This window comes from Bradyrhizobium sp. CAR08 (genome assembly GCF_052871955.1).
This window is the reverse complement of record NZ_JBIXJX010000008.1, coordinates 330,314-352,928: the sequence shown is the minus strand read 5'-3', so window position 1 is coordinate 352,928 and position 22,615 is coordinate 330,314. Positions and strand designations below refer to the sequence as shown.

General features: G+C 57.4%; 17 protein-coding genes and 2 pseudogenes. 7 read left to right on the top strand and 12 right to left on the bottom strand.

Annotated features, from left to right (window positions below; genetic code table 11):
- Positions 1 to 91: 91 nt before the first annotated feature.
- Positions 92 to 970, top strand: coding sequence for a recombinase family protein (locus ACIPUD_RS19465; RefSeq protein ID WP_377787586.1), 879 nt, complete (start codon positions 92 to 94; stop codon positions 968 to 970).
- A 792-nt stretch (positions 971 to 1,762) separates the two neighbouring features.
- Here ACIPUD_RS19465 and ACIPUD_RS19460 read toward each other — a convergent pair.
- From ACIPUD_RS19460 to ACIPUD_RS19435, 6 genes are all read right to left on the bottom strand, one after another.
- Positions 1,763 to 3,331: a porin gene (locus tag ACIPUD_RS19460; protein ID WP_446481359.1), complete on the bottom strand. Its 1,569-nt coding sequence runs from the start codon at positions 3,329 to 3,331 to the stop codon at positions 1,763 to 1,765.
- A gap of 1,142 nt (positions 3,332 to 4,473) precedes the next feature.
- Positions 4,474 to 6,189, bottom strand: coding sequence for an arylsulfatase (locus tag ACIPUD_RS19455; protein ID WP_377786904.1), 1,716 nt, complete (start codon positions 6,187 to 6,189; stop codon positions 4,474 to 4,476).
- A 458-nt stretch (positions 6,190 to 6,647) separates the two neighbouring features.
- Positions 6,648 to 7,625 carry a formylglycine-generating enzyme family protein gene (locus tag ACIPUD_RS19450; protein WP_446481358.1) on the bottom strand — a complete coding sequence of 326 codons (978 nt, stop codon included), beginning with the start codon at positions 7,623 to 7,625 and terminating at the stop codon, positions 6,648 to 6,650.
- A gap of 107 nt (positions 7,626 to 7,732) precedes the next feature.
- On the bottom strand, positions 7,733 to 8,266 hold the full coding sequence (locus ACIPUD_RS19445) for an HdeD family acid-resistance protein (protein ID WP_377786911.1): 534 nt from the start codon (positions 8,264 to 8,266) through the stop codon (positions 7,733 to 7,735).
- Positions 8,267 to 8,518: 252 nt separating this feature from the next.
- Entirely contained in the window at positions 8,519 to 10,240 is a 1,722-nt protein-coding gene (locus tag ACIPUD_RS19440) for an arylsulfatase (RefSeq protein WP_446481357.1), read from the bottom strand.
- A gap of 170 nt (positions 10,241 to 10,410) precedes the next feature.
- Entirely contained in the window at positions 10,411 to 11,364 is a 954-nt protein-coding gene (locus ACIPUD_RS19435) for a helix-turn-helix domain-containing protein (RefSeq protein WP_446481356.1), read from the bottom strand.
- 274 nt (positions 11,365 to 11,638) lie between these two features.
- Between ACIPUD_RS19435 and ACIPUD_RS19430 the strand changes: the two genes are divergently transcribed.
- The gene (locus ACIPUD_RS19430) at positions 11,639 to 12,697 is read left to right on the top strand and encodes a SphA family protein (RefSeq protein ID WP_446481355.1); all 1,059 of its coding nucleotides are present in this window, start codon (positions 11,639 to 11,641) and stop codon (positions 12,695 to 12,697) included.
- Positions 12,698 to 12,896: 199 nt separating this feature from the next.
- Here the strand turns inward: ACIPUD_RS19430 and ACIPUD_RS19425 are convergent, their stop codons facing one another.
- Positions 12,897 to 13,907, bottom strand: coding sequence for an HAD family hydrolase (locus ACIPUD_RS19425; protein WP_446481354.1), 1,011 nt, complete (start codon positions 13,905 to 13,907; stop codon positions 12,897 to 12,899).
- A 360-nt stretch (positions 13,908 to 14,267) separates the two neighbouring features.
- Here ACIPUD_RS19425 and ACIPUD_RS19420 point away from each other — a divergent pair, with 360 nt between their 5' ends.
- Positions 14,268 to 14,495 carry a hypothetical protein gene (locus ACIPUD_RS19420; RefSeq protein ID WP_446481353.1) on the top strand — a complete coding sequence of 76 codons (228 nt, stop codon included), beginning with the start codon at positions 14,268 to 14,270 and terminating at the stop codon, positions 14,493 to 14,495.
- 757 nt (positions 14,496 to 15,252) lie between these two features.
- Positions 15,253 to 15,941, top strand: a pseudogene (locus tag ACIPUD_RS19415) (hypothetical protein).
- Between the two features lie 14 nt (positions 15,942 to 15,955).
- Here the strand turns inward: ACIPUD_RS19415 and ACIPUD_RS19410 are convergent.
- Positions 15,956 to 16,250 (bottom strand): annotated as a pseudogene (locus ACIPUD_RS19410) (formylglycine-generating enzyme family protein); the annotation flags it as partial.
- 340 nt (positions 16,251 to 16,590) lie between these two features.
- Here ACIPUD_RS19410 and ACIPUD_RS19405 point away from each other — a divergent pair.
- A complete protein-coding gene (locus ACIPUD_RS19405) occupies positions 16,591 to 16,764 on the top strand; it encodes a hypothetical protein (RefSeq protein ID WP_377786947.1) in 174 nt (57 codons plus the stop codon).
- Positions 16,765 to 17,557: 793 nt separating this feature from the next.
- On the opposite strand, the gene ACIPUD_RS19400 is transcribed toward ACIPUD_RS19405, so the two are convergent.
- A complete protein-coding gene (locus ACIPUD_RS19400; RefSeq protein WP_446481352.1) occupies positions 17,558 to 17,722 on the bottom strand; it encodes a hypothetical protein in 165 nt (54 codons plus the stop codon).
- A gap of 137 nt (positions 17,723 to 17,859) precedes the next feature.
- Complete coding sequence (locus ACIPUD_RS19395) at positions 17,860 to 18,969, bottom strand: HlyD family secretion protein (protein ID WP_446481351.1); 1,110 nt, start codon at positions 18,967 to 18,969, stop codon at positions 17,860 to 17,862.
- 459 nt (positions 18,970 to 19,428) lie between these two features.
- Between ACIPUD_RS19395 and ACIPUD_RS19390 the strand changes: the two genes are divergently transcribed.
- Positions 19,429 to 19,743: a hypothetical protein gene (locus tag ACIPUD_RS19390; protein WP_446481350.1), complete on the top strand. Its 315-nt coding sequence runs from the start codon at positions 19,429 to 19,431 to the stop codon at positions 19,741 to 19,743.
- Positions 19,744 to 19,812: 69 nt separating this feature from the next.
- Positions 19,813 to 20,199 (top strand): hypothetical protein, encoded by a 387-nt coding sequence (locus ACIPUD_RS19385; RefSeq protein ID WP_446481349.1) that lies wholly within the window; start codon positions 19,813 to 19,815, stop codon positions 20,197 to 20,199.
- 166 nt (positions 20,200 to 20,365) lie between these two features.
- Here the strand turns inward: ACIPUD_RS19385 and ACIPUD_RS19380 are convergent, their stop codons facing one another.
- A complete protein-coding gene (locus ACIPUD_RS19380) occupies positions 20,366 to 21,541 on the bottom strand; it encodes an AraC family transcriptional regulator (RefSeq protein ID WP_377786958.1) in 1,176 nt (391 codons plus the stop codon).
- 393 nt (positions 21,542 to 21,934) lie between these two features.
- Positions 21,935 to 22,339 (bottom strand): hypothetical protein, encoded by a 405-nt coding sequence (locus ACIPUD_RS19375; protein WP_446481348.1) that lies wholly within the window; start codon positions 22,337 to 22,339, stop codon positions 21,935 to 21,937.
- Positions 22,340 to 22,615: the final 276 nt, after the last annotated feature.

Sequence of the window (22,615 nt, the reverse complement as noted above, 5' to 3'; positions counted from 1 at the left end):
ATCGGAACCAGATCGATAAGGCTTGCGGCCAGCCCCATTTCGCCCGATTTTGTCGGCTTAAGGAATTGCCCATGGAGACGGCTTCATCCCTATGACGGTCACAGAGAGCAAGAAGATTTCCGCCTGCCCCAGCTGGCTGGGACTAAGCGAGGACCGCAGGAGCTTCGTCTATCTTGAGGACCGAGCCGAGATAATCCGAAAGATCTTTGAACTTTCGATTGGTGGGTTGGGCAGCTACGCAATAACCAACTTTCTCGAGAAGCAGGGCATTTCTCCGTTCGGATCATCGCCCAAATGGGACCACACCACGATAGATAGCATGCTCCGCAACCGCGCGGTGGTAGGGGAATATCAGCCGAAGAGTTATGTGGGCGGCCGAAGCAAGGGGATCCCGACTGGTCCGCCCGTGCCGGACTACTATCCGGCCGTCATAGACGAAGATACGTTCCAAAAAGCTCAGGCCGCCCGGCAGCAAAATCTGATCACCAACCGCGGGCGAAAGGGCAACAATTTAGCAAATCTGTTCGACGGACTTACCACATGCGCTTACTGCGGGAGCGAAGTCCGGTTTCTTAGTAGTCACCCTTACAAGAGCTTGGTCTGCGCGAAGGTGCTGGACGAGAACGGGTGCACGAAAACGGCATGGTCCTACCAAGATTTCGAAGCAAACGTTTTACAGTTTTTGGCCCACCCTGCGCTCCTGGACTCAGCCGAGCCCTCGCGGAAGGACGAGCTTCGAAATCTGGTTGGAGACATCGTCCGGTTGGGCGACGACGGCGACCTTTACGTCACTCGTTACTCCATCGCCCTAAGTCTCAGAAAGATCGTGACGCAGCTCACGCTTTCAAGCAGCGGGTCTACCTCGGGGAACCGTCTGGCGGACGCAGCTGTTCGACGTGACGTCAAAGGACGATTCTACGAGCTGCGTTTGTGGGACGGCGCCATCTACAGGGGCATCTCAACGAGCTGAGTTGACGTTATGCTGCTTAAGCCCCGTTCTGCTGTCGGTTCGGTTAGGCACAAGCGATCAGCCAATCCGAAAATTTCTAGGTCGAATAGTGAGCCTTCCTAGGTTCTGGTCGATGTCCAAAGGGCCTCGACAATCGTCGATACTCGCCCGATCAACCTGCCACATTGCCAGTTGCGCTGCCGTTACCCAGGGATTGGGGGCGATCGAGCCTGAGGCTCAATCTTAGGGTCCCAGTTCGAGAAGTGCGGCGAGAAGCCTGACAGCGTTTGCTCCCTTGAAGCCCGCCAGTTGAAGTCGGAGGGTGGGGTCGATCCAAAACGGCACTCGGTGCCAAAGGCAGCTCCGTTGTTTTAGCTCAACGTCCGTCCCAACGCCCTTCGCATGATACGATCATGAGTTTCATCCAACCGACACGCCCCCTGAGAACCCCAAGCCCTCGCGGTTGGAAGAGGCAGTCGGATCATCGTAGAACACGCGGAAGACTTGCGGGAGACGATTCGGAAGCTCCGCCGTCGTCTGAACTGAGCAGGTCACTCCTTCAGACCCCACCAACCGGAATGCCAGGCTGGCGAACACCCGCAGCGGTTCGTAGGACACCGGGCAACGGCAAAGACGTTTTGAGCTGCGTGCTCCTTAGTCCTCAAGCGCCTGATAAAGCTTATGCGCGGCCCATCTTGAGCGCCTTTTCGATAGCTGATGCACCCAATGTGAGGAGGAGGCGGAGCGCATAATGCAAAAACCCCCGGCAGTTTCCTGCCGAGGGCCTTTGGAGGTTAGGTCGTTAAACCGAACTTACCAGTTGCGCTGAGCGCGGAGGAGCATAACGACCGAGTCTTGGTCCCTCAGCTCATAGGTCGCGGCCGGCTTGGCCGCGGGACCGTTGATAGCCGTGGTGGTCACGACGCCAGCATACCTCTGGTCAAGGCGGGTCCAGGAGACGTCCGCCGAGAACGTCAGGTTCTTGACCGGAGTCCAGCGGGTGATGACGCCCACCGTGCCAAGCGCGAAGTCCGGATTGCAGGACGTCACGCCGGCAACTCCCGAGATGATGCCCGCAGGTCCGCAGAGGAAGGTCTTCGCACCGCTGCCGAACTGAGCCTGAGCGTACGAACCGTAGATCGCCGTGTTCCAGTACGCATCCCAGTTATGGGTGTACGCACCACGGAAGCCCCAGGTCTTGATGGTTTCCTGCTGACCGCCCGTGACGAACACGGTGTCCGGAGCATTCGCCGCGGCCACGCTGGCGTAGGCGACGTTTGAGCTACCGTAAAGCGCGAACGAGCTACCCGCGAGGTTCTGGAAGTTGTAGCGGGTCGCACCATCGGTGTAGACGCCCTGGATGTTGATCACGTCACCCGCGCCAGTCGGGATGTTCTTGATCGACAGAGCGAGCTGAGCAGCCCAACCCCATTTGTCGTCGGGATGGCCAGTCGCCTCGGTCGCGCCGTAGTAGGCAACGTGGTTGTCATGCGCAGCCACCGACGCCTGGAAGAGACCCCAAGCCTGGTCGACACGGACCATACCAACGAGGTTCGGCGAACGCGAGCCACCGATGGCATTCGAACCATAAGCGGCGCCAGTCACGCCGCTGAGGCCCGCCGCACCGCTCAAGTTGAGGTTGCCGGCCTGGTAATAGGCCGTCGCATCTTCAGCCGAGAACGACGCCGTCACGCCCTGACCGAAGTCAGCGGTGTAGGAGAACTGGTTGACACCAGTGACCGTGCCGGAACCGCCGGCGAGACCGTCGAAGTTGTTGCCGGGATAGTTGGTCCAGGGCGCGTCGAACTGCGACACGGCCTTACCCATGGTGAAGCCAGCGAACTGGATGAAGGCGTAGTACACGCCGAGCGAACCGCCGGAGGTCGCGCCATCGGTGCCGTTGATCGAGGAACCAACGAGAGCCGGGACCGCACCCGAGGTGTTGAGGGCCAGCGTGCTGCTGTAGGCGGTCGTGCCGGTCGCGCTGCCGGTGCCGTTGTAGTTGCCGGTGGTCCAGGAGAACACGCCGTCGAAGAAGGTACGGACGACGCCGTACTCGGTCGCGGTGCGCGTGTCGATGTTGAGATCTTCACGAGCGCGCATGGTGTAGTAGTTCGTCAGACGGTTACGCGCGCCGTTGTTACCGCTGGACTGCCAGTTGATGTCGCTGTTGGTGTTCAGCGCGACTTCAGCGCGCAGATAACCACCCAGCTTGATGCAGGTGTCGGTGCCGGGGATGTAGTAGAAACCCGCACCATACAGGGAGCAGATCTTCACGTATTCGACCGCTTTGGCCTTCACGGGGAGATCGGCTGCCTGCGCTCCGCCAACAGCGAGCAGACCCGCCGCGGAACCGAGCAAAAGGCTCTTAACCAACTTCATGTTAAACCTCCAAGTTTGCCATAGGGAAGGTTCCGGATCCGCTGGGTGAAGACACCCTAAGGTTGGTTCCCTTGTCCCTTAAATTCACCGCTTAGTCGCTTCGCGCCTTCGGACACACCCGCTGAACGCGAGGGACTTAAGCGAACCACCTAAGACGGGACGACCTCGGGATGCCCCCCTCCGTCGCACTCACGATATGAGGCAAAGACCTCCGATCAATCAATGACAGAGTGCCTCGGATGAGGTCGGAATGGCGCGTTTTTGGACGAATGTTGCACAAATATCACTTTTTGCTGAACGAACGCCGGTGCTTAGGTGATTGATTTTGCACCAAAAATCTGTCTAGTTCTCGAAAAATCGCTTTGGAACCATTTCCTGCGGATCCGGTCGCCCACAGCCTTGGTTCTTCGCCGCGAGGGATCACGTGGCAGAATCACTCATCCCAAGGCGTCGTCCACGCGTCGTAGCTGAGCGAACGAGAGCTTCGGCTCGATGCCGCGAGCAGATGCAGTGCGCAGCTTATGGATTAGCGCTCTTGAGGGATCGCGCGGACGAAGCGCCTTACAGTGCTTTTCGTATCCCGCGGACTGCTCGCCGTTATTCGATCTAGGGTCAGCTGCCGGGTTTTTCCCTTGGAGTGGCTAGGTATCCAGAGGAACGGACAGACCAAACTCGGACCTGCCTAAGACTACTGGCCAGGAGCTTTGTTCAGAGCTCGTTCCATCCCCTTCCCCTCTCTGGCTGACGACTGAGACGAGCAGACATCCTGTCGGAAGGCGCGTGTGTAGATATTAGCACCCATGAGTCTGCGGAGCAGGGTCGCTTCTCGGTTGCGTGTGATGAAATCGCCAGCCTACATCGTGCGCCATAGGACGAAACGGCGAAAACAAGTCATCGCTCAGAACTCGATCGTAGGCTCACGATGAATGTCGATCCTGCTTAGGCCCGTTGGATCGTTGAGCAAGTCGTGCGATGCCCGGATCAACGTCGCAACCAGACCTCCGCTCGAAAGGCCGAATACGCATGCTGTGGACACAACCCGTTCGCTGCCACAGGACGCCCGCAGGTGATTAGCTTAATCAAAAAACGACGGGTGCCTCGCTATCAGGGGCACCCGTACAAGTTAGTTAACGAAGCTCAATTTACTTGGCGATCGCTGCTTGGGCTGCGGCGATCTTCGCTTTCACAGCCTCAAGATTAAAACTCGCGCCCTTCTGCATCGGCGGAAACTCGATCGCAGTCATCGCCAGCTTTTCAACCTGTTGTTGGACAAATACGAAGCGCCAGAATTCGTATTTGAACCAATCGAAATATTGCTGCGCGCCTTCCTTGGTTCCATTGTTCGGCCAGCCCGTGCGCTCAAAGGGATCGAGGCGAAGGTTGGTTATGTAGGGTACATCCGGCTTGCTTTTGTCACCCAGCCAACCGCCAGGCTGGTCGATGAAGCGAAACTTGTAGTCATCGATGCGCACCGCGCCGAGCTCGCTTTCGCCGAAGTACCAGATCTCGTGCCTTTTCGACGGCCCCAGGCCGGTGATCATATCCATCTGGTTGTAACCATCGAGATGGCACTTGAACGTGGTATCGCCGATCTGTTTGCCCTTCTTCAATTCTTCAGCAATGTTGGGATTGCCCGCGGCAGCAAGAAGTGTCGGGAACCAGTCGAGGCCGGAGATCATGCCATTTTCCACCTTGCCCGCCGGCACTTTGCCGGGCCAGCGGATCATTGCTGGCGCGCGGAAGCCGCCTTCCATCACGGTGCCTTTGCTCTGCGCGAACGGCGTCTGTCCGCCGTCAGGCCAGGTGAACACTTCGGTGCCGTTGTCAGTCGTGAAGATGACGATGGTGTTGTCGTCGACCCCCATGTCCTTGAGCTTCTTCATGACGATACCGACGTCATCGTCGAGTTGCGCCATGCCGGCTTCATGGATCGTCCAGCCGTTCTTGGAGTTGCGCAACGCCTGATATTTCGGCGACAGATGGGTGACGATGTGCATGCGGGTGGGGTTGAGCCACAGGAAGAACGGCTTGTTCTCGGCCTTCGCCTTATCGATGAATGCCAGCGAGAAGTCGCGAATCTCGTCGTCCACCGTTTCCATTCGCTTCGGATACAGCGTTCCGGCGTCCTCGATCTTCTGCTTGCCTACCCTGCCCCAGCGTGGATCTACCGTCGCGTCGTCAACGCTGGTGGCATATGAATGAATCATGTTCCGCGGACCGACGGTGTTCAGCAGATCCTGCGGATAGGCGGGATGAGCTGGATCTTCCATCGCGTCCAGATGATAGAGGTAGCCAAAGAATTCGTCGAAGCCGTGAACGGTCGGCAAGAACTCGTTCTTATCACCGAGATGATTCTTGCCGAATTGGCCGGTCGCGTAGCCCATTCCTTTTAGCGCCTGAGCGATCGTTACCGCCTGAGCCGGCAGGCCAGTGGGAGCGCCGGCTTGGCCAACTGTAGTCATACCGGTGCGGATCGGCAGCTCGCCAGTGATGAAGTTGGCGCGGCCGGCCGTACAACTCGCCTCGGCGTAATAGTCGGTGAACAGCATGCCTTCGGCGGCGATCTTGTCCAAATTTGGTGTTCGGCCGGCCATCATGCCGCGGTGATAAGCTCCAAGATTCCAGATGCCGATGTCGTCGCCCATGATGACGACGATGTTGGGCTTTTGTCCGGCAGACGCAGCTGCGGGCGCTGTGGTTGCCTGCTGCGCCTGGGTAGGGTTCGTCAACCCGACGGCTGCGAGTGCGGAGGCCGCGACCAGAGAGCTGCCGCTCAACAGCAATTCGCGGCGTTTCAATCCTGTGCTGCTCGGCCCGCTAGAGAGCTCTGACTTCTCGGACGCCTTTTTATCGCTCATGACAGTCCTTTTTCCTGTTCGCCGTGGCTAACGGGCTTTAACTCAAGCCAACGAATATCACGCAGGGCACATCAGATCTTGTGATCCGACACGCTGATGCCGACGCCGCACTTTGACTGTATTTCCAGCGATCGACTATGCACAAACGGCAGCCGCTTCGAACGCACGCATATGCGTTTTGGACTCAACCTCGACAGTCGCGGCATGTCAGCTAAGAGCCAAGCACGAATGCGACACCGCACTGTTGGCGGCCGAGGGATCAACCTGAGCGCCGCCACACGCTAAAAACGTTAGCCTCCCTCTATAAGGGAGGCAGCTCACTGGAAAATACCTGGACAGAGAAACGTTTTGCTCGTCGAGAACGCTAAGATGAACCGACACGAGCGTTGCAATAGCGCTTACGTCGAGAAGCATCTGAGACATGGGCAGATGGCAAGCTAGGCAATGGCCTTTTTTCATCAGGATTTCGTCCTGGAGATGCACCGAAATCCAACATGGCTCGCCGAAGTATCGATTGGTTCGGCATGACGGGCTGCCGGGCGATATCGTCGGCAGTAGTTCGGCGCGCACAGATGCGAGCCTCCCTTGAGCACTCTCCGGGGAATGCTGATGTTTGGGGTACGTGGGTCGTAGCTTTCGCCTTCGGCGCCGCCGCGGGGATTCTGCGGAATGCAACAAGCCTTCGGCGCATCGGCGTCGTGCTTCGGCGAATACCAGTCGGCCGTCCACTCCCAGACATTACCGATCATGTCATAGAGGCCGTAGCCGTTCGGCGGAAACGCGGTCACCGGCGAGGCCCGTTCAAAGCCATCGGCCGCAAGGTTCTCATGCGGGAAGTTACCTTGCCAGGTGTTTGCCATGTGTTTGCCAGCAGGGGTCAGTTCGTCTCCCCACGCGAACTCCGCCTCGCCCAATCCGCCTCGCGCGGCGAATTCCCACTCGGCTTCGGTTGGCAGATCCTTCCCGGCCCATTTTGCGTAGGCTTCTACGTCGCGCCATGCCACGTGGACGACGGGATGATCGTCGAGGCCACGGATATTGCTGTGGCGTCCGTAGGGCCGCCGCCAGTTGGCGCCGAAAGCGAATGTCCACCACTCTCCCCAGTAACGCAGATCCACGGCCTCTTTGGGCGGAGTGAAGACAAGGGAGCCGGCTTTGAGCATCTGCGGCAATGCGTTTGGATAATCCTTCGCCTCGGGAGTTATCTCGGCGAAGGTGACGTAGCCGGTCGCGTTGATAAAGTCGCGGAACTGGCGATTGGTTACGGGGGTCCGGTCCATCCAAAAACCGTCCACGGTGACGCGGTGGGCGGGAGCTTCTTCCGGATAATGCTTGTCCGAGCCCATCCGAAACGTACCGCCTGGTACGTGCACCATGTCCGGATGCGGCGAACCTTCAACCGGGCGCCTTAGATCAGATTGGGGGGCGAAATTCATGTGACTTCCGTCTCGCCGGTCACTTCGGCAGCAGAGTGCCAAGCCTGCGCCGTCCGCACTATGCAGATTCGGCAGAATCCCTAATTCCCGGAAGAGAAGAGAAAGCCTTAGCTACGGACTCGAAAAGCCAAGATTACCAATCCCGCCCCCTGAATGAGGAGCAGCGCACCAAAAATCACCGGCACCGCCAATGCGGCTGCGATTGGAGACCCTAATAGCAGAAGACCAACCAGGCCGTTGATCGCTCCGAGGATTAGAGGCCCGATGCCGCCCCCCTTGAAGCCGGCAATGAGCTGCAACGCGCCCAAGACAAGTCCTTGAACGCCAAGAATGAGGACAAGCACCGTCGGCACAGTCAAGGCAGCAAAGAGCGGATGCCGTAGAACGAAGAGGCCTGCGATGACGCCGACCACACCGCTCAGCAATGACCATATCCATGGCGTTGAGCGATCGACGAAGACTTGGACGAATGCAAGCAAGCCGGTTATGAGCCAGTAAAACCCCAGAAACGTTGTGAGCGCGAGGATGGTCGCACCGGGCTGGGTAACAAGCATAAGGCCCAGGATGATGCCGGCAAAACCTTGCAGGAGGAAAACCCACCAGATACTGGACTGCTGGGGCAGGACGGCGATGTTGGTCATAACCTAACCTCCCGAGGTTTTGTTGAACCGATCGCACTTGTTGAACCGATCGCAGTCAGTGCAGTCATACTGAGTAGCGGCGGCCGGAGCTTGCCTGCCAAGTTCATGGTGTATTCCTGCGGATTCTGTCGTGCGGTCGGGATGCTCCATCGAGGAGCTACATTTTCGTCGAGCGCGGCTCGATGCCAGCTTGCAGTATCCAAAGTGACCGGCTTTGGGCCGGCCACCGTTGTGGATATTGGCAGGCGGCCGTTACTCGCTCTGATGACCGGATTTCTTCATCTCTGCGAGGATACCGTCGAGGTTGTAGGACTCCGGTGCCTGCATCGGAGGGAAGTCCTTGTACGAAAAGAGCTCCTTTTCCCAGAGCAGCTGGCCGAGCGGCAGGATATTCCAGTCATAGAGATAAGCCGTGCTCGGAGAGCCGATCGAACCGGCGTAGCCCAGTAGCGATTTTGCGTCGGAACCGACGGTCTGCTCGAATGGGTCACGCTTGATGTTCGCGACCTGCGTCCAATGGAAGCTCTGCGCCCCGAATAACCCACCGGTCCCTGTATCGGGGACCATCGTATAGTACATCTTCCAATTCTTGTAGCGTACCGCCGATGGCTGCGCGCCAGTGTAGTAGAAGAAGACGTCACGCGCCGACTTGTCCGTACCTTCGAGATAGCCGCGCTGATCAACACCGTCGAGCGTCGTCTTGACGATGCCTGGGTAGCTTCCCGTCTCGATCTGCTTCTTCAAAGCGTCACCCTTGGGGCCGCCCGCGATGTTGACCAGCGTGGGCAACCAATCAAGTGCCGACACCATTTCGTTCTTGACCGTGCCAGGCTTGATGTGGCCCGGCCAGCGAACGACCAGCGGAGCGCGCATGCCGCCTTCCCAGGTGGTCAGCTTGCCGCCCTTAAAGGGAGTGGTGCCGCCGTCCGGAAAGGTAATGTTCTCGGCGCCGTTGTCCGTGGTGAAGACGATGATGGTGTTGTCAAGCTGCCCCATGTCCTCGAGTTTCTTCAGAACATAGCCAATGTTGTCGTCCATCTGCTTCATGCCGGCCTCGTTGAGGCCCCAGTCCTTGCCACCTGGCTCGCCGATCATCGCCTCGTATTTCGGCGGTAGCACGGTCGTGATGTGCATGCGCGCCGGGTTGTACCAGACGAAGAACGGCTTGCTGGTCTTCTTGGGATCGTTGCGATCAAGATAATCGATGACCTTGGCCGAGATTTCTTCGTCCACGCCTCGTGATCGGTCGAGCGTCAAGGGACCTTCGTCCTTGCAGGTCTGGTTCGCCTGCGAGCCGTCCGACGATTTGCACGCCAGCACCGGCCGCGGCGGCGTCAAGCACGTGGCCGTTCGAGGGTCCAGGGCGCCGGGGACTTCGCTGAGCCCAGGGATCGGGCTGCTTTTGCAGGGGGGCGCGATACCTTGCACAGTCGGGCTCTTGTTGATGTCCGGGAAACTCACCCCTTGCATCGCGTCGAGGTGATAGAGGTAGCCCCAGAATTCCTGGAAGCCGTGCGCGGTTGGCAGCGCCTCAGCATTGTCACCGAGATGGTTCTTGCCGAATTCGCCGGTGTTGTAGCCGAGGTCGAGCAAGAACTTCGCAACGGCGGGGGTGCCGGGCCGTAGCCAGGACGGGCTGCCGGGTAGCTGCGGTGGAATCATGCCGGTGCGAAGAGGATGCATGCCGGTGAAGAATGCGTTGCGGCCAGCGGTGCAGCTCTGCTCAGCATAGTAAGTCATGAAGAGCGCACCTTCATTTCCGATGCGGTCTATGTTCGGAGTCTCTCCCACCATCAAGCCGCGATGGTAGATGCTGGGCTGCATGATGCCGATGTCGTCGCCCATGATGAAAAGGATGTTGGGCTTTCCGGCTGGCGCCTGTGCGAAGGCAGGCAGGGAGACTGCCGGCAAACTGACTGTCGCCAAGGCGGTTGCTGATACCAGCATACGTTTCAAGTTTCTAGTGATCTTCATAGCTCCGGCTCCTAGCTTTCACGATACGTGAACGACCGACTTGTCGAAGTCTGGGGCGGTTGCAGAAGCGAAGAGGAGCTGCTCAACTTGCACAACTCCGCTCTTCGTCAAGGTTAGCCTGACCGAAGTTTCTCCCATCGCGCTATGCGAATTCGGCACAGCACTTATAATTACTCCTCCTTGTTGGAAACGCGGCGCAACGTCGATGACGGCGTTTCTCCGAAGACGTCGCGGTAAGCTACCGCGAAGCGCCCGAGTTCGGTGAAGTGATGAATTCTAGCAATTTCTGAAACACTGGCAGATGCCGGATCGGCGTCACGCAATGCGGATCGCGCTCTATTCAACCGTCGCAGCAGGTAGTAGCGGCTTGGACTAACACCCAGAAATTCTGCGCAACAAAGCCGCAACGTACGCTCCGGCACCCCGATTGTGGTGCAGAGCTCCGACAGGTTCAAATGAGACTCTCTTTGTCGAGTCAAGCATTCCTCGAAACTGACCATGATCTCCGCGTGGCGCCGCCTTGAGTTGGAGGGCCTGTCGGCATTCCGGGTCGACAAGCATATGACGAGCGCGTCGAGCAACTCGCGCTCGATCGAAGCGGCACCGGCCGTGAAGAAGAATTTTCCTGTCGCTTCAGCGAGGTCGCACAGTTTCGAAATCAAGCTCAACAACACTGTGGAGGCTTCGTCTGCAGGCATCACGATGCAGTTGTCAGATGGCGCTCTGAGACTTTCCCCGGTCAAAGCTTTGCTGTATGCGGCAAGCTCTACTGACGGCAGAGATATCACTCCCCAGTCCCCTTCTCCGATTGTTCGCTGGTGCGTCCTCTGCCCGAGGGAATGGAAAACCAGATCGCCAAACTCCAAGCCCACCCCACAGCAGAACATACTCAGCGTCCTGTTAGTAGAGAACGAGATGTGCACATGAGCTGGCGGCAAGGCGAGGAAAGCGATGCGTGGAAGGTTCTCCTTTGCCCTCAGCACGTGCAGGCGACCAATATTCAGGTGGGTCAGTTGCCCCTTGAACTCTCCATGCGCTGCAACAAAGAACTCGACCTTTCCAATTCCAATCGCCGCACTGTAGGTGTCAGGACTAACGAAGATCGTTGTTCCGTTCTGGATCATCCGGATCGTCTCGTTCGAAGATGGCCGCGGCGTCGCAGGCCCCGTCGGGCTGCAGCTTGGTCGATTGACCACGATCCGCCTATGCAGCTTCGGAAGCCGATTGTACTCCTTCGCAACTTTTGACGCCCTGGCGACCTGCGCTACGCAGCTCCGCTTTGCTCCGAGTGTTGCGCCGCTGCATCAACCAGCCACAGTTTGTTGTTTTGGCCGATTTTGCATAGCTTAAGGCCAAACCGCAGATAGCATAGGATAAGGATGTATCGAGGAGCGGCAGATGCGGCGTGATCGTTCGATCAGGGACTTTCAGCTCGGTGCCGGTGCGATCTGTGCGATGCTGATCCTCACCACCCAACAGTCCCGCGCCGATGAAAGCGGCATTTCGTTCTGGCTGCCTGGCCAGGTCAGCAGTCTGCCGGCGGTCCCGCAGGGCGCGCCGGGCTGGTCAATGGGAACCGTCTATTACCACACGAGTGTTGCAGCCTCCGGCTCTGTCGCCGCGGCAAGAGAGATTCAAGTTGGCAGATTCGCACCGACCGTCAATGTCAGCCTCAACGCGAGCCTGAATGCGCAGGCCGATCTCTTGCTTCTGAACCCAACCTATACTTTCGGCACGCCAGTCCTTGGTGGTCAGTTGTCGATGGGAGTAACCGGCATATTCGGCCGGTCAGCCGCGACCATTGATGGAACACTGACAGCTAACGTGGGAGGATTCGCGGCAACCCGGATGGGGAGTATCGGAGATTCGATTACGTCTGTCGGCGACCTCTATCCCATGATCACGCTCAAATGGAATTCAGGCGTCAACAATTACATGACGTATATAACGGGCGACATTCCGGTCGGCGCTTACGATCCAAGTCGCATCGCTAACCTTGGCATCGGCCACGGCGCGATCGATGCCGGCGGCGGCTACACTTACCTGAACCCGGCTTCCGGCGTGACGATTTCCGGCGTTGCGGGGTTAACCTACAATTTAAAGAACCCTGACACTCAGGTTCAAAGCGGGATCGATTTCCATTTTGACTGGAGCACAGCGCAATTTCTCACAAAACAGGCGTTTGTGGGTTTCGTTGGCTATGCCTATCAGCAAGTCTCAGATGATACTGGCGGAAATCCACTGCTTGGTGGCTTCAGATCTCGCGTTCTCGGCGTGGGCCCCCAGTTCGGATACATCTTTCCCGTGGGCGATATGCAGGGGTACTTAAACATCAAGGCGTATGGGGAATTCAATGCGGCCAACCGGCCATCTGGTTGGAATACTTGGCTGACGTTTGCAATTTCCCCAACTGTGGCAACAGATGCGAAAGCGACCCGGCATATCGTTACGAAGTAGTGCCGCAAAGCCGCCGAGGGCCTTCGCCTACCAAGGCCCCTTCTACCTTCCTTCGAATCGCCCGACCGGCCGAGCTTGCCCGCCATGCCGGGCGAATTACACCCAACGGCTGGGCCATCGCCCATTTTGACGTTCTGCGCCTGGGATGGCGAATGAAATGCACAGTATCCAGTGCAGATAGAATAGACCAGTAGCGTTTTCAGCGCGCATCGAAGGGAAAGATCACTTTCCAGTCTTTTTTCATATCGATCACCGTCCACCTATTTGCAGCGGCCGCCTCCAAAGCAACGTCGAGATGCCCGAAATGCGACTGCCGATCGTAGGCGTACTCGCGTACTGCATCGGTGTGATGAACGATGGCCCCAAAACGCAAGCCGTCGCTGATGGTAGTCCATTGAAGCATTTCGAGATCTCCGTCTGAGTTTCCGAATGCAGCAATCGGGCGGCGGCCTACGGCTTCGTTTATGCCGACGGGCTTGCCCGCCTTATCGTCGATGAAGTTCAACTCCGGCAAACGAAACAGCGTAGGAATTCCGTCGCGCATCTCGAATCTGGTCTTGATAGATGAGCCTACGACCTGGTCGGGAGGAACCCCGTAAACCTTATCTGTCCACGGACGCATGAACTCGACTCCACCGCCCGAGACGATAAAGGTCTTGAAGCCGTTCGCCCGCAGATAAGAGAGCAACTCAAGCATTGGCTGGTAGACCAGGTCAGTATAGGGCCGCTGGAAGCGCGGATCGCGAGCGGAGGCGAGCCAATCCAATACTATTTTCGAGAACTCGTCAGTGGTGATCCCGGCATGGGTCTGCATAATCAGATCGAGCAGGCTCCGCTCGCTGAACCCCGCCAGTGCTTTCATGTCCCCCTCAAGAACCGACTGGAAAGGCTCGGTATATCGCAATTCCGGATGCAATGGCGCCAAAGCCTTCACGCGTTCGAGGGCGAATACCAATTGAACATACATTGGTTGCTCGACCCAAAGCGTGCCATCGTTGTCGAAGGTCGCCACACGTGCGGCGGGCGGCACATACTGAGAACTTCCGGGTGTCGTAACCCGACGCACGAAATCGACGATAGCTTGTTTGGTCGAAGTATCGTTCCAGGACGGCAATGGATTATCTTGGGCAGACGCGCGCGGCAGGCAGCTGACAGTCAGTGCCACGCCCAATATCGCGCCGGCAGCGGCGCGCCAAAGTTTGCGCCTCATAGCTCACCTCCAAAAACCGATTGATGACAGCGGCCGTCTAGTCAAAGCTTGATGGACTTGGATGCTAACCGTCTATGCAATTTCGGCGAATCTTCGGAATACACGGGTTTACGAGCAATGAAGGAGGAAGCTCGACATTGCCCAACCTTCCCGAAATATGTCTCCCCCTTTACCGGCCCGTTCACATGGAACTGTCGCAAAATCGAACGAATTGAATTTTCTCCGGAATTGCATAGCGCGCCTGAGTGTTGAACTTCAGACTGCGGCAAGCCACTGCGATAAACCACCTCTGGGCACGATCGCTTTGGAGGCGAGGACAGCAACCACTCCATGGCCGACTGCAGGATTGTAGGATTGCTCATGATCACCGCCCGCTCGCTGGCTATCATTCTAATCCTTGAACATGCGCTTCCGTCCGTGGCCATCGCCAAAGACGGGCGCGAACGCACCGTGACAATCCGCGATACTCAGTCCGCTCCGCGCGTGAGATCCAGCATGGTCGCTCGACAGGATCTCTTTGATCGACGCAACCCAAATAACTTCCGCGTAGACTGGCCCAGCCCTCCTGCTCAACCCGGCCAATTCTGAGGGAGCAGAATTTATTGATGAACTTCCTCATCAGAGAGGGTGAATCAAGTCAGCCCTGTCGCACGCGATCTTGGGCCGCGAAGGTCGATGCCATGAAGCCAAGCGAGTTGCAGACAGGCCATTTTATTGTGATCTCGATGCCGATAACCGGACTGCCTTAACACTTGGCCAAAATGCGCAAGATGCTCCTTGTCGCGACAACAATGCTTTTGGCTGAAAACTCGCATGCCCAGGCACAAACGGAACTTACCGCATACGCGGATGCAAACGGATACATCGACAAACATTGCCCTGCGCCGCGCTTGCGCGCTTGCGGGCACCTGGCAGGGGGACGCCGATCGGCTCACCACCTGATATAGCGGCTGGTACAACGGCCTCGGCAAGAAGCATTACTTCAATTAGCGAGATCAAAAGAGCTCGAGCATGAGGTGATCGTCTACTGCAAAGCAAATCCTCAAATACGCATCATTGAGGCCATTGACGTCATGCTCAAGCAAGAGAGGCTCTCGACCGGATTCAAATGACAATGCTCTTAACCGCAACTTTTTAGATTCACGAGGTGGAGCACGTGGTCTTGCGAGAGCCTTAATCCCAGATTCCGCGTCAGAAATGGTCGGCAGAGAAATTACCTTTCCAATCGCCGGAATTGCATAGTCAACCGCTTAATGCTCTTCCATGGTCGCCCCGAGCGTCGGGACGCCTTGCCCAAATTCTGGAAGCGAGAACGTCCGAGAACGTTCACGAATAAGGGGGCGATATGACGAGCAAGACCAAGACTGCCGCGCTCGCAGGATTTTTGGGCGTTTCGATCGGGTTCACAGGGATCGCAGGCGCTTTTGGGCAGGCTGCTCCAACATCGTCCTCAATCAAAACCATCGGCACCCCTAGCGCGCCTGCCAAACCCGAAATCGTCCCGTCCCTCTTCGTGATGAACTCCCGCGGTGCGTCACTACAGGGAGATAACTTGGTTCTGACTGGCGTCACGCAGAGCTCGATTGTCTTCGCCGATCGCCCAATACGAGCCGCCGGTCACCAGGCCACCGCCGACGTGATTGCAGAATGGGGCGCTGGAGAGGACAGCTTCGCCAAGAACCCGCCCAATGCGACAGTGTCCGTTTTAGCGAAGGACGGCTCAGTGAAGAATGCCGTCGTGGTGCTGAAGAACCCGAAGCTCGAGGGTGACAAGCTGACTTTCACCGTGCAGACGCTGGAAGGTGATCTCGCCGGCGCCGACGGAGCGCAGCGATCTTCATCGATATTATCGGGCGACCGCTGACGCGGCTATCGTTTGCCGGAGTTGCTCGCCGTTCAGCATTCCGCGGCGCAATGTACGCGGGCGCCGCAGGGGCTGCCGCATATGGGGCGGCCGCTTATGCCCCGCCCTACTATCGTTCGTATCCGCCCCCTCCGGCCTGCGGCTACTACCCGTACCCGCCTTGTTATTGAAGACGCACCACCGGCATGAGCGTCCACCATTGACTCCAGTCCTGAGGACGACAGGTGTTCGGGCGGAACGAAAACGAGTGAACCCGCGAAGATCAATTCCGGAAGAGCGTCCGGATAGTTCGCTGGATCCGGGGTTACTTCCGCAAAAGTGGTATGGCCTGTCGCTCTGACGAACTCGCCAAACTGACGATTCGTTACGCGATGACGGTCTATCCAGAAACCGTCCACCGCCACGCGGTGCGCAGGGGCTTCTTCCGCATAGTGTCTATCCGAACCCATCCGAAATGTGCCGCCGGAAATCCTGATCATCCCGTCGCGCGCCGGTGGGACACTATCGACGGAAGCATCGACCTTGAACGGAGTTGCAGGAAAGGGCGTCGTCATTTGATTAAAACGCCTTTCATCTGCAGCGCCGTTAAGACGACGTAAGCCCGCGCGTACTCGCGCAGCGCGCGCGATGAAATTGATCCTGACGGGGCGGCGGGGGCAGCGCTATGCAGAAACGGCAAAAAAAAGAACTTCAAGACGTGCCGACATCGCATAGGCCGTATGACGCGCGTGTGACAAATTCTCACCGAGCGCACCAACGAGCATCCGGAGCGCCCCGGCCCGAACTGTACCAGATCAAATCCAGTCGGAGGGGACGCCCATGAGCGAAGAGCCATTGACCGCGGCTCAGTGCGATGAACTTGAGAGGGCGATGCGCGAAGATGCTGCGCCGCTGCCGCCGGAATCGCCCGTGAAGGAGGCGCTCTTGCGAATGGCGGACGGCTACCGGCTCTTGGGCGACCTCAAAAAATCAGTACTTCGACGCGTGTACTGATCAGGACGAGGTGCGCGGTTGACGTCCGTTGTTGGCCTATCAGCGGAGTCACGGAGCATCTCATTGAGGTCGCTTGGTGAGGCCATGGCGGACGCAGAGGTTGGGTTCTTCGCATTTGACCCAAAGCAGTCCCCATCTTCGCTGCGCAGATTCGCCGAACTAGCATAGTCGGGCTCGCAGCCTTTGATATGCTATGACACGTGGCAAGTTCGGGCCACGTGCAGTCACTAGGAGCAAGCCATGATGAATCTAAGGGTTCTGGGCGCGACTTTGATTGTGGCATCAGCCCTGTCCGGCTCTGCTGCATCAGCACAATCGGCCCTCTCCAATCCAGACACATGCGAAGCTGAATTCGCAAGCTGCACGGGACTTGGGACGGGGGCTACCCCTACCGCCGGCTATCGACATCGGCAATCGGCGCGGCGCGCCTATAGCCAACCTGTCGCTGCGGCGGCGGGCGCTACGGTCGGTGGATGGGGCAACTCCTACGCCATGTCCGGCGAGATGGGCTGGCACGGCAATTGGAACACCTATGCCGCTCGCAATGGAATCGTTTGCCGGCCCGGCACCTATTTCAAGGGTGCTGATGGGCTCCGGCACCTCTGCCAATAGGTCGTCCGCTTTGAACACGGAAGCAGGCGGTCCCGACGGGCTGCCTGTTTTATGCCCGGTAGTCGCTCTCGTCCTAGGAAGGAAGCCGGAGAATTTGGCCGGTTGCGAAGTGCCCCCTGAGTACTTCTACTTTCCGTCATCCGTTGCGAAACAGGAACGTGTAACGGCAAAGCGACATGGTTCACTTAAGCCTGGCGTCGTATGCGCCGAAATCGTTCCAGCCGCTGTTGTCCGTCATCAGCATGACAATGTTCGGCTTCTTCTGCGCGAACGCTAGACTGGCCGCCACAGTGACCAGAGCGGCTGAGGTGAGCAACCCTCGCCATAGTGCCTTACTTGCTTTCATGCTGGGACTTCAGGGCGTTCTCGAACTTGCGGCATCAGGAGTGTGTCAGCTTAGGCTGTAGCTATCCAATTCCGGCAAATTTGGGAGTCGACCTCTAGAATGCGCAGCGCAAGAACTGGCGGGAGTTCCAGCATCCGCTAGAGGTATGCGGTGTAGGAACTGACCCACACGAGAATAGATGCAAGAAGTCCTATCACCCCGGCTTTTTCTGAGAAGGCTGTGGCGCTGCCGGACATTCCCAGGCGCAGCGACTCGCGCTTTATGTTCTCGGGTATAGACATGATCGCCGGAAATGCTGTGGCTCCGCCCAGCGCGCTGGTGCGAGCAAGCGTTCCCGATACGGCGATCTGGCCTTGGCCTATGCCTTTGGGAATTTCGATTATCTTCGCGTGATAGATGCGGCCCGGCAGGTTGTCCAAAACGATTTGAACCTCAGCACCTTCTTTGACAGTGTCAAAGCCGTTTTGCGGGAAGAGACCGGCCAGCGTGATTTCCCTCTCGACAATGAATGACATCGCCGAACGGGCTTGTAGCGCTCGGTCGCCGACAGTCAAAGCTACGACTGTCACATAGCCGTCGGCCGGTGCGCGAATGGAGGTCTGCGACAATTCCCAAATGGCGCTATCGAGCTGCGCTTGGAGTTGGGCAACAGTGGTATTGACGCCGCCGATCTCCGAGTCGAGCGCAAGTTTAGCTGATTGCTGGGCAGCTTTAGCTGCGACCAGCTGCGCCGACACAGTCTCGTACTGGACCTGCTTGTCCTGTACTTGAAACTGGGTGTTTGCCATGTCTGCTGCCAGCGTTCCGATGTCAGCAAGGCGCTTCTCGTTGTATGCGGCCTGAGCCGTCAACCCCGCCACAGTCGCGGTTGCTTGATTGTATGACGATTTTAGTATCTCGGTCTGTTGCTTCGCGCCCGCGAGCGAGGCCTGCAACTGCGATACCTTGTACTGGAATGGCGCAGGCTCAATCAGAAACAGTAGGTCACCCTTCTTCACCGGGACGTTCGGTTTGACCGGGATCGCAACAATCTCGCCCGTTACATTCGGCGTCACTTCCACCACGCGACCAGTCACCGTCACCCGCCCCGAAGGGGTAAGATAATTAAAAAGCGCCAAGAACGTCGCGATGATGAAGCCGCCAATGAGCAGCGAAACCATTCCAGACAACCATCCCCACTTTACAATTCTAAACTTCGAGAACACTAGCCAAAGAGCCAGGAAGTAGAGGCAAAGAATGATGAGCATGGTAGATGGCCCGTGTTCGTTGACGAGAATATGGCTCAGTACGCAGACTGCACGATGGTCATGTCCTGGCGTTCAACGATTGCTTCTGCTGATGTTGCCAAATTCGGGCCTGCATGGCGCTCGCTTTTTGACGTTGAACGGTAGCAGCCTTTTGATCGCAGTTGCACTCAGGGCGCACTCAGGGCGCCCATGCCGACGAGTTACACCCGCTTGTGATGGTCCACTATGCAGAAACGGCACAACAGATCGCCTACACGTCCAACTTCGATTGGGGATTGTGCAAGGAGACGTCTTTAGCTGAACAACTTGGAAGGGCGGTGGCGGACTTGCAATTTTGTTTTGCATCACACACTGCGCATTTGGACCTGAACCTGCCGGTTTTGCATAGACCAAAGCCACAACTGGATACAAACTGCGGAGGAGCTGTTCACGGAGCGAACTCTAACCTGGGGTGCCATGATGCCGATCTCGATTTCGATGATGATCCTGGGTGCGCAACTGCTTGTCCCAGTAGCCGATAACGTGCCGAAGTTCGACATGGCCCGGAGCTGCAAGCTCGACCTTGCAGCTACAGCCGGGCTCTCGGTCGGTCAGTCTCTCAAGAGTTGCGTCAATGATGAGCAAAAGGCGCGACGCCAGCTTGGTGCGCTCTGGACGAAAATGTCAGTGGCGCAGAGAGAAAGCTGCGCTGGCCAGGAGGCCGTGGGTGGTACGCCGAGCTACGTCAGTTTGCTGACGTGCCTCCAAATGGATCAGTGGGTTCTCAAACCCTGATCTTCACATAGCGCTTCCCACGTATTGGTCCACACAGGACCTGACAAGTCGGCTATCACTGCGGTTTGTTTGACCATCAGTACCAAAAGCGGTTCTCTGCTGGTTGAGATCGGACGCATCCGGCAAGACCGCGATAAGGGCTCAATTCTTCTTTCGAATTTCAAGGATGCCAAGATGCAAGCAACTCAATTGGCGGTTAGCGTAGCCATGCTGATGACAATGGTCGGGCCAAGCTATGCTGCAGAACAGCAATTCTTGTGCAAGGGTCAACTCGTTCAACAGATGCCCGATCCAGCAATTCAACCAGAATCAATCGACTTGAACGTCACTCTGGGCGGCAAGGACAAGTTGTCGCTGATCGTTGGGAACGACAAACTCGCTACTCGTGTCACCAGCAACAACAAGATCCAGCTCAAGTCCGGACCTCTCGCGCGGCTCAGTTGCGCGGCCTCCTAATTCCAAATTCATTTTCCCCGTTTGGAGAAGGTCAAGAAGGATGTCTCGATACCGAGGCACCTCAATGCAGTTTTCGGACCTGCATCCCATCATATCGATAAACCGATCGACAGCGCACCACCAGCGCTTCCGCGCCCGCCGCTCTTCGAAGGAGCCTTTGACGAACTTACGACACTAGCTTCAAGGGACGGCTTACCTTTTCCCGTCGAGAGTCTGGTGTCTTCCGGAGGGTTGCAATTGGCGATTCGTCAAACATCTGCCGATAAGCTACTGCGAACCGCCCCAATTCACAGAACCCGTGCGCGGTCGCCACTTGGGTAACGGTCTTTGCATCGGGAGCGGCTTGCCGCAAGGCATGGCGGACGAGATGCATTCTCCGCAAAGTCAGGTATCGAATGGGTCCCATCCCGAGGTGCTCCTCGCATGCGGCGCGAAGCGTTCGTTCTGCCACCCCAATGGCTGCGCAAACTTCGCTCAAATGCAGCGGAGTATTTGGATTCGCTTCGAGATACCCCTCGAAACGTCCGAGGATGATCCCGTGGCGTAGCAAACCTGTTCCGAAGTTGGAGGCCTCACAATCAGCTAAACAGTTTATCAGCGCGCGCAGCAGATGCTGCTCTATCGCGTGAGCCACTTCTGGCTGTGTGAAAAGGTCGGGTGCGCTCTTCGCCAATCCTCCGGCTATCGCATGAAGGTTCAGGAATCGGCTCATTAAATCTGAATTCGGCCGTATGAAGCGCGCGCCCTTGTGCGGATTGAATTCGGATCCGACCAACGACCTCCAGCTCGTAGCCAGCGCCTCTGGTCTTAGGGAAACCCCCCCAAACCTGTATTCACCGGAGGTTTTGACATGTTGCACGTCATAATCGTGGACACACATTTCTCCCAGCGATAATAGTCGCCCCCGGCTGTGGACCTCGGGCTGTTCGCTGGTCAGAAACGTATAGACCTGACGGCCCGGGCTAATCGTCCCTCTGTGCACGCGTGGCAAGCACTCCGCAAAACGCTGCATCCACAGTTCATTCAATGTAACTTGCGTCAACTCAGCCCGAAAATTCCCTTTGGTCGTCGGGAAGATCTGTATCTCCGCGGAACGTACGCTCGTCGCGTATTGAACCGGATCTTCGAATACGAGGACTTTGCTCCAAGGCATTTTGCCCTCCCACAAACGCCACACGCGAAGGCTGTAGAGCGGGCGATCCTCGTGGCAAACCGGCAGAATGTCTATGCAAATTCGGCAGAATCGGGAACTTGGAACAAACTGCCGCAGTTGCACAGTCCATGTGACTGAACCCTGACATAACGCTTCAAATCGGAATGACATGTCGATGAAACGCGCCATCGGAATCAACGAAATTGATCGCGAAGCTATGATGCACGAGCAAGAGCAACGCTTCAGTGCTGAGCAGTGCGACGACATGGCGCAGGCGCTCCTCTAGGAAGCTGCAGGCATGCTACGGGGCATCGGAAGGAGCGCCTGTTAGAGCTCGCAGAAGCTTACGGTATCCTTGGCCAGATGAAGCGAATGGTTTTCCGCCGCTCAGGACTAGCTTTATTTAGGACGTAAGGCGCCATAGCATCCGATGGATCGCATCGCTGCTCCGTTCTTAAATTGCGCCTGACTTCTTGTTTCTGTCCACCAGCTTAGATGTTCGTTTGCAGGGTTGTTCCGTTTTTGCAGGAGCGGCAGATGCTTGCCAAGGCTCTTCCGAGGTCAGTAATTTTGTGCGATCGATTATGGCGTGGGCACGCAACGATCGTAAGGAGGGTAGTAGTAATAGCCGTATCCACAGCGCACCGGCGCGGCAGCGCCATAATAGCTGGGAGCGTAGTAACCTGGCCTGTAGTACGCACCTGCGGCGGCACCGAGTGCAGCGGCACCGACTGCAGCAGCGCCGATGCCTACTGCGGGGCGGTAAATACCTCCTCGGTAAACGCCGCCCCGGTAGACGCCGCCACGAACTCCAACGGCGCGCACGCCGCCTGCCCGAAATTCGCCTGCGTAAAAACCACTAGCTCGAAAACCGCCGGCGTGAAAACCACCAGCGCGAAATGCCGATGCTTCGCCTGAAAAGGCCAACAAAACGCCTATGCCGACAATGGCATATGCGGCGAGTGCTCCAACGGTTCGAGCCGACATTTTGCTCCTCCTCACGCTGATGAGATCCGGCCGCGGGCGCCTAAATCGGCCCTACTCGAGCAACCGTACGCCGTGACTGAGCGGCGCCTATGCAGAAACGGCGCTATATGATTTCGACGCGAAGGGCTTCTGACTGGACTGGAGCGACGCCCTAAGCCGGCGCCGCCGCCTTTCTCTGCCGTTTTTGCATAGTCAACGTCTTTCGCCAGCTTTAACGTGTTCGCACGTTTTGCGTGCATGCAAAGATAGCTTTCCGAACTCTCGCTGGAGGCGAAG

What these genes read in the sequence shown, in the direction of transcription:
- ACIPUD_RS19440 (WP_446481357.1), bottom strand. Translation starts at nt 10,240, where the DNA reads ATGAAGATCACTAGAAACTTGAAACGTATGCTGGTATCAGCAACCGCC.
- ACIPUD_RS19405 (WP_377786947.1), top strand. Translation starts at nt 16,591, where the DNA reads ATGAGCGAAGAGCCATTGACCGCGGCTCAGTGCGATGAACTTGAGAGG.
- ACIPUD_RS19420 (WP_446481353.1), top strand. Translation starts at nt 14,268, where the DNA reads ATGATCACCGCCCGCTCGCTGGCTATCATTCTAATCCTTGAACATGCG.
- ACIPUD_RS19465 (WP_377787586.1), top strand. Translation starts at nt 92, where the DNA reads ATGACGGTCACAGAGAGCAAGAAGATTTCCGCCTGCCCCAGCTGGCTG.
- ACIPUD_RS19460 (WP_446481359.1), bottom strand. Translation starts at nt 3,331, where the DNA reads ATGAAGTTGGTTAAGAGCCTTTTGCTCGGTTCCGCGGCGGGTCTGCTC.
- ACIPUD_RS19375 (WP_446481348.1), bottom strand. Translation starts at nt 22,339, where the DNA reads ATGTCGGCTCGAACCGTTGGAGCACTCGCCGCATATGCCATTGTCGGC.
- ACIPUD_RS19430 (WP_446481355.1), top strand. Translation starts at nt 11,639, where the DNA reads ATGCGGCGTGATCGTTCGATCAGGGACTTTCAGCTCGGTGCCGGTGCG.
- ACIPUD_RS19380 (WP_377786958.1), bottom strand. Translation starts at nt 21,541, where the DNA reads ATGGCGCGTTTCATCGACATGTCATTCCGATTTGAAGCGTTATGTCAG.
- ACIPUD_RS19390 (WP_446481350.1), top strand. Translation starts at nt 19,429, where the DNA reads ATGCCGATCTCGATTTCGATGATGATCCTGGGTGCGCAACTGCTTGTC.
- ACIPUD_RS19435 (WP_446481356.1), bottom strand. Translation starts at nt 11,364, where the DNA reads ATGATCCAGAACGGAACAACGATCTTCGTTAGTCCTGACACCTACAGT.
- ACIPUD_RS19425 (WP_446481354.1), bottom strand. Translation starts at nt 13,907, where the DNA reads ATGAGGCGCAAACTTTGGCGCGCCGCTGCCGGCGCGATATTGGGCGTG.
- ACIPUD_RS19445 (WP_377786911.1), bottom strand. Translation starts at nt 8,266, where the DNA reads ATGACCAACATCGCCGTCCTGCCCCAGCAGTCCAGTATCTGGTGGGTT.
- ACIPUD_RS19400 (WP_446481352.1), bottom strand. Translation starts at nt 17,722, where the DNA reads ATGAAAGCAAGTAAGGCACTATGGCGAGGGTTGCTCACCTCAGCCGCT.
- ACIPUD_RS19455 (WP_377786904.1), bottom strand. Translation starts at nt 6,189, where the DNA reads ATGAGCGATAAAAAGGCGTCCGAGAAGTCAGAGCTCTCTAGCGGGCCG.
- ACIPUD_RS19395 (WP_446481351.1), bottom strand. Translation starts at nt 18,969, where the DNA reads ATGCTCATCATTCTTTGCCTCTACTTCCTGGCTCTTTGGCTAGTGTTC.
- ACIPUD_RS19450 (WP_446481358.1), bottom strand. Translation starts at nt 7,625, where the DNA reads ATGAATTTCGCCCCCCAATCTGATCTAAGGCGCCCGGTTGAAGGTTCG.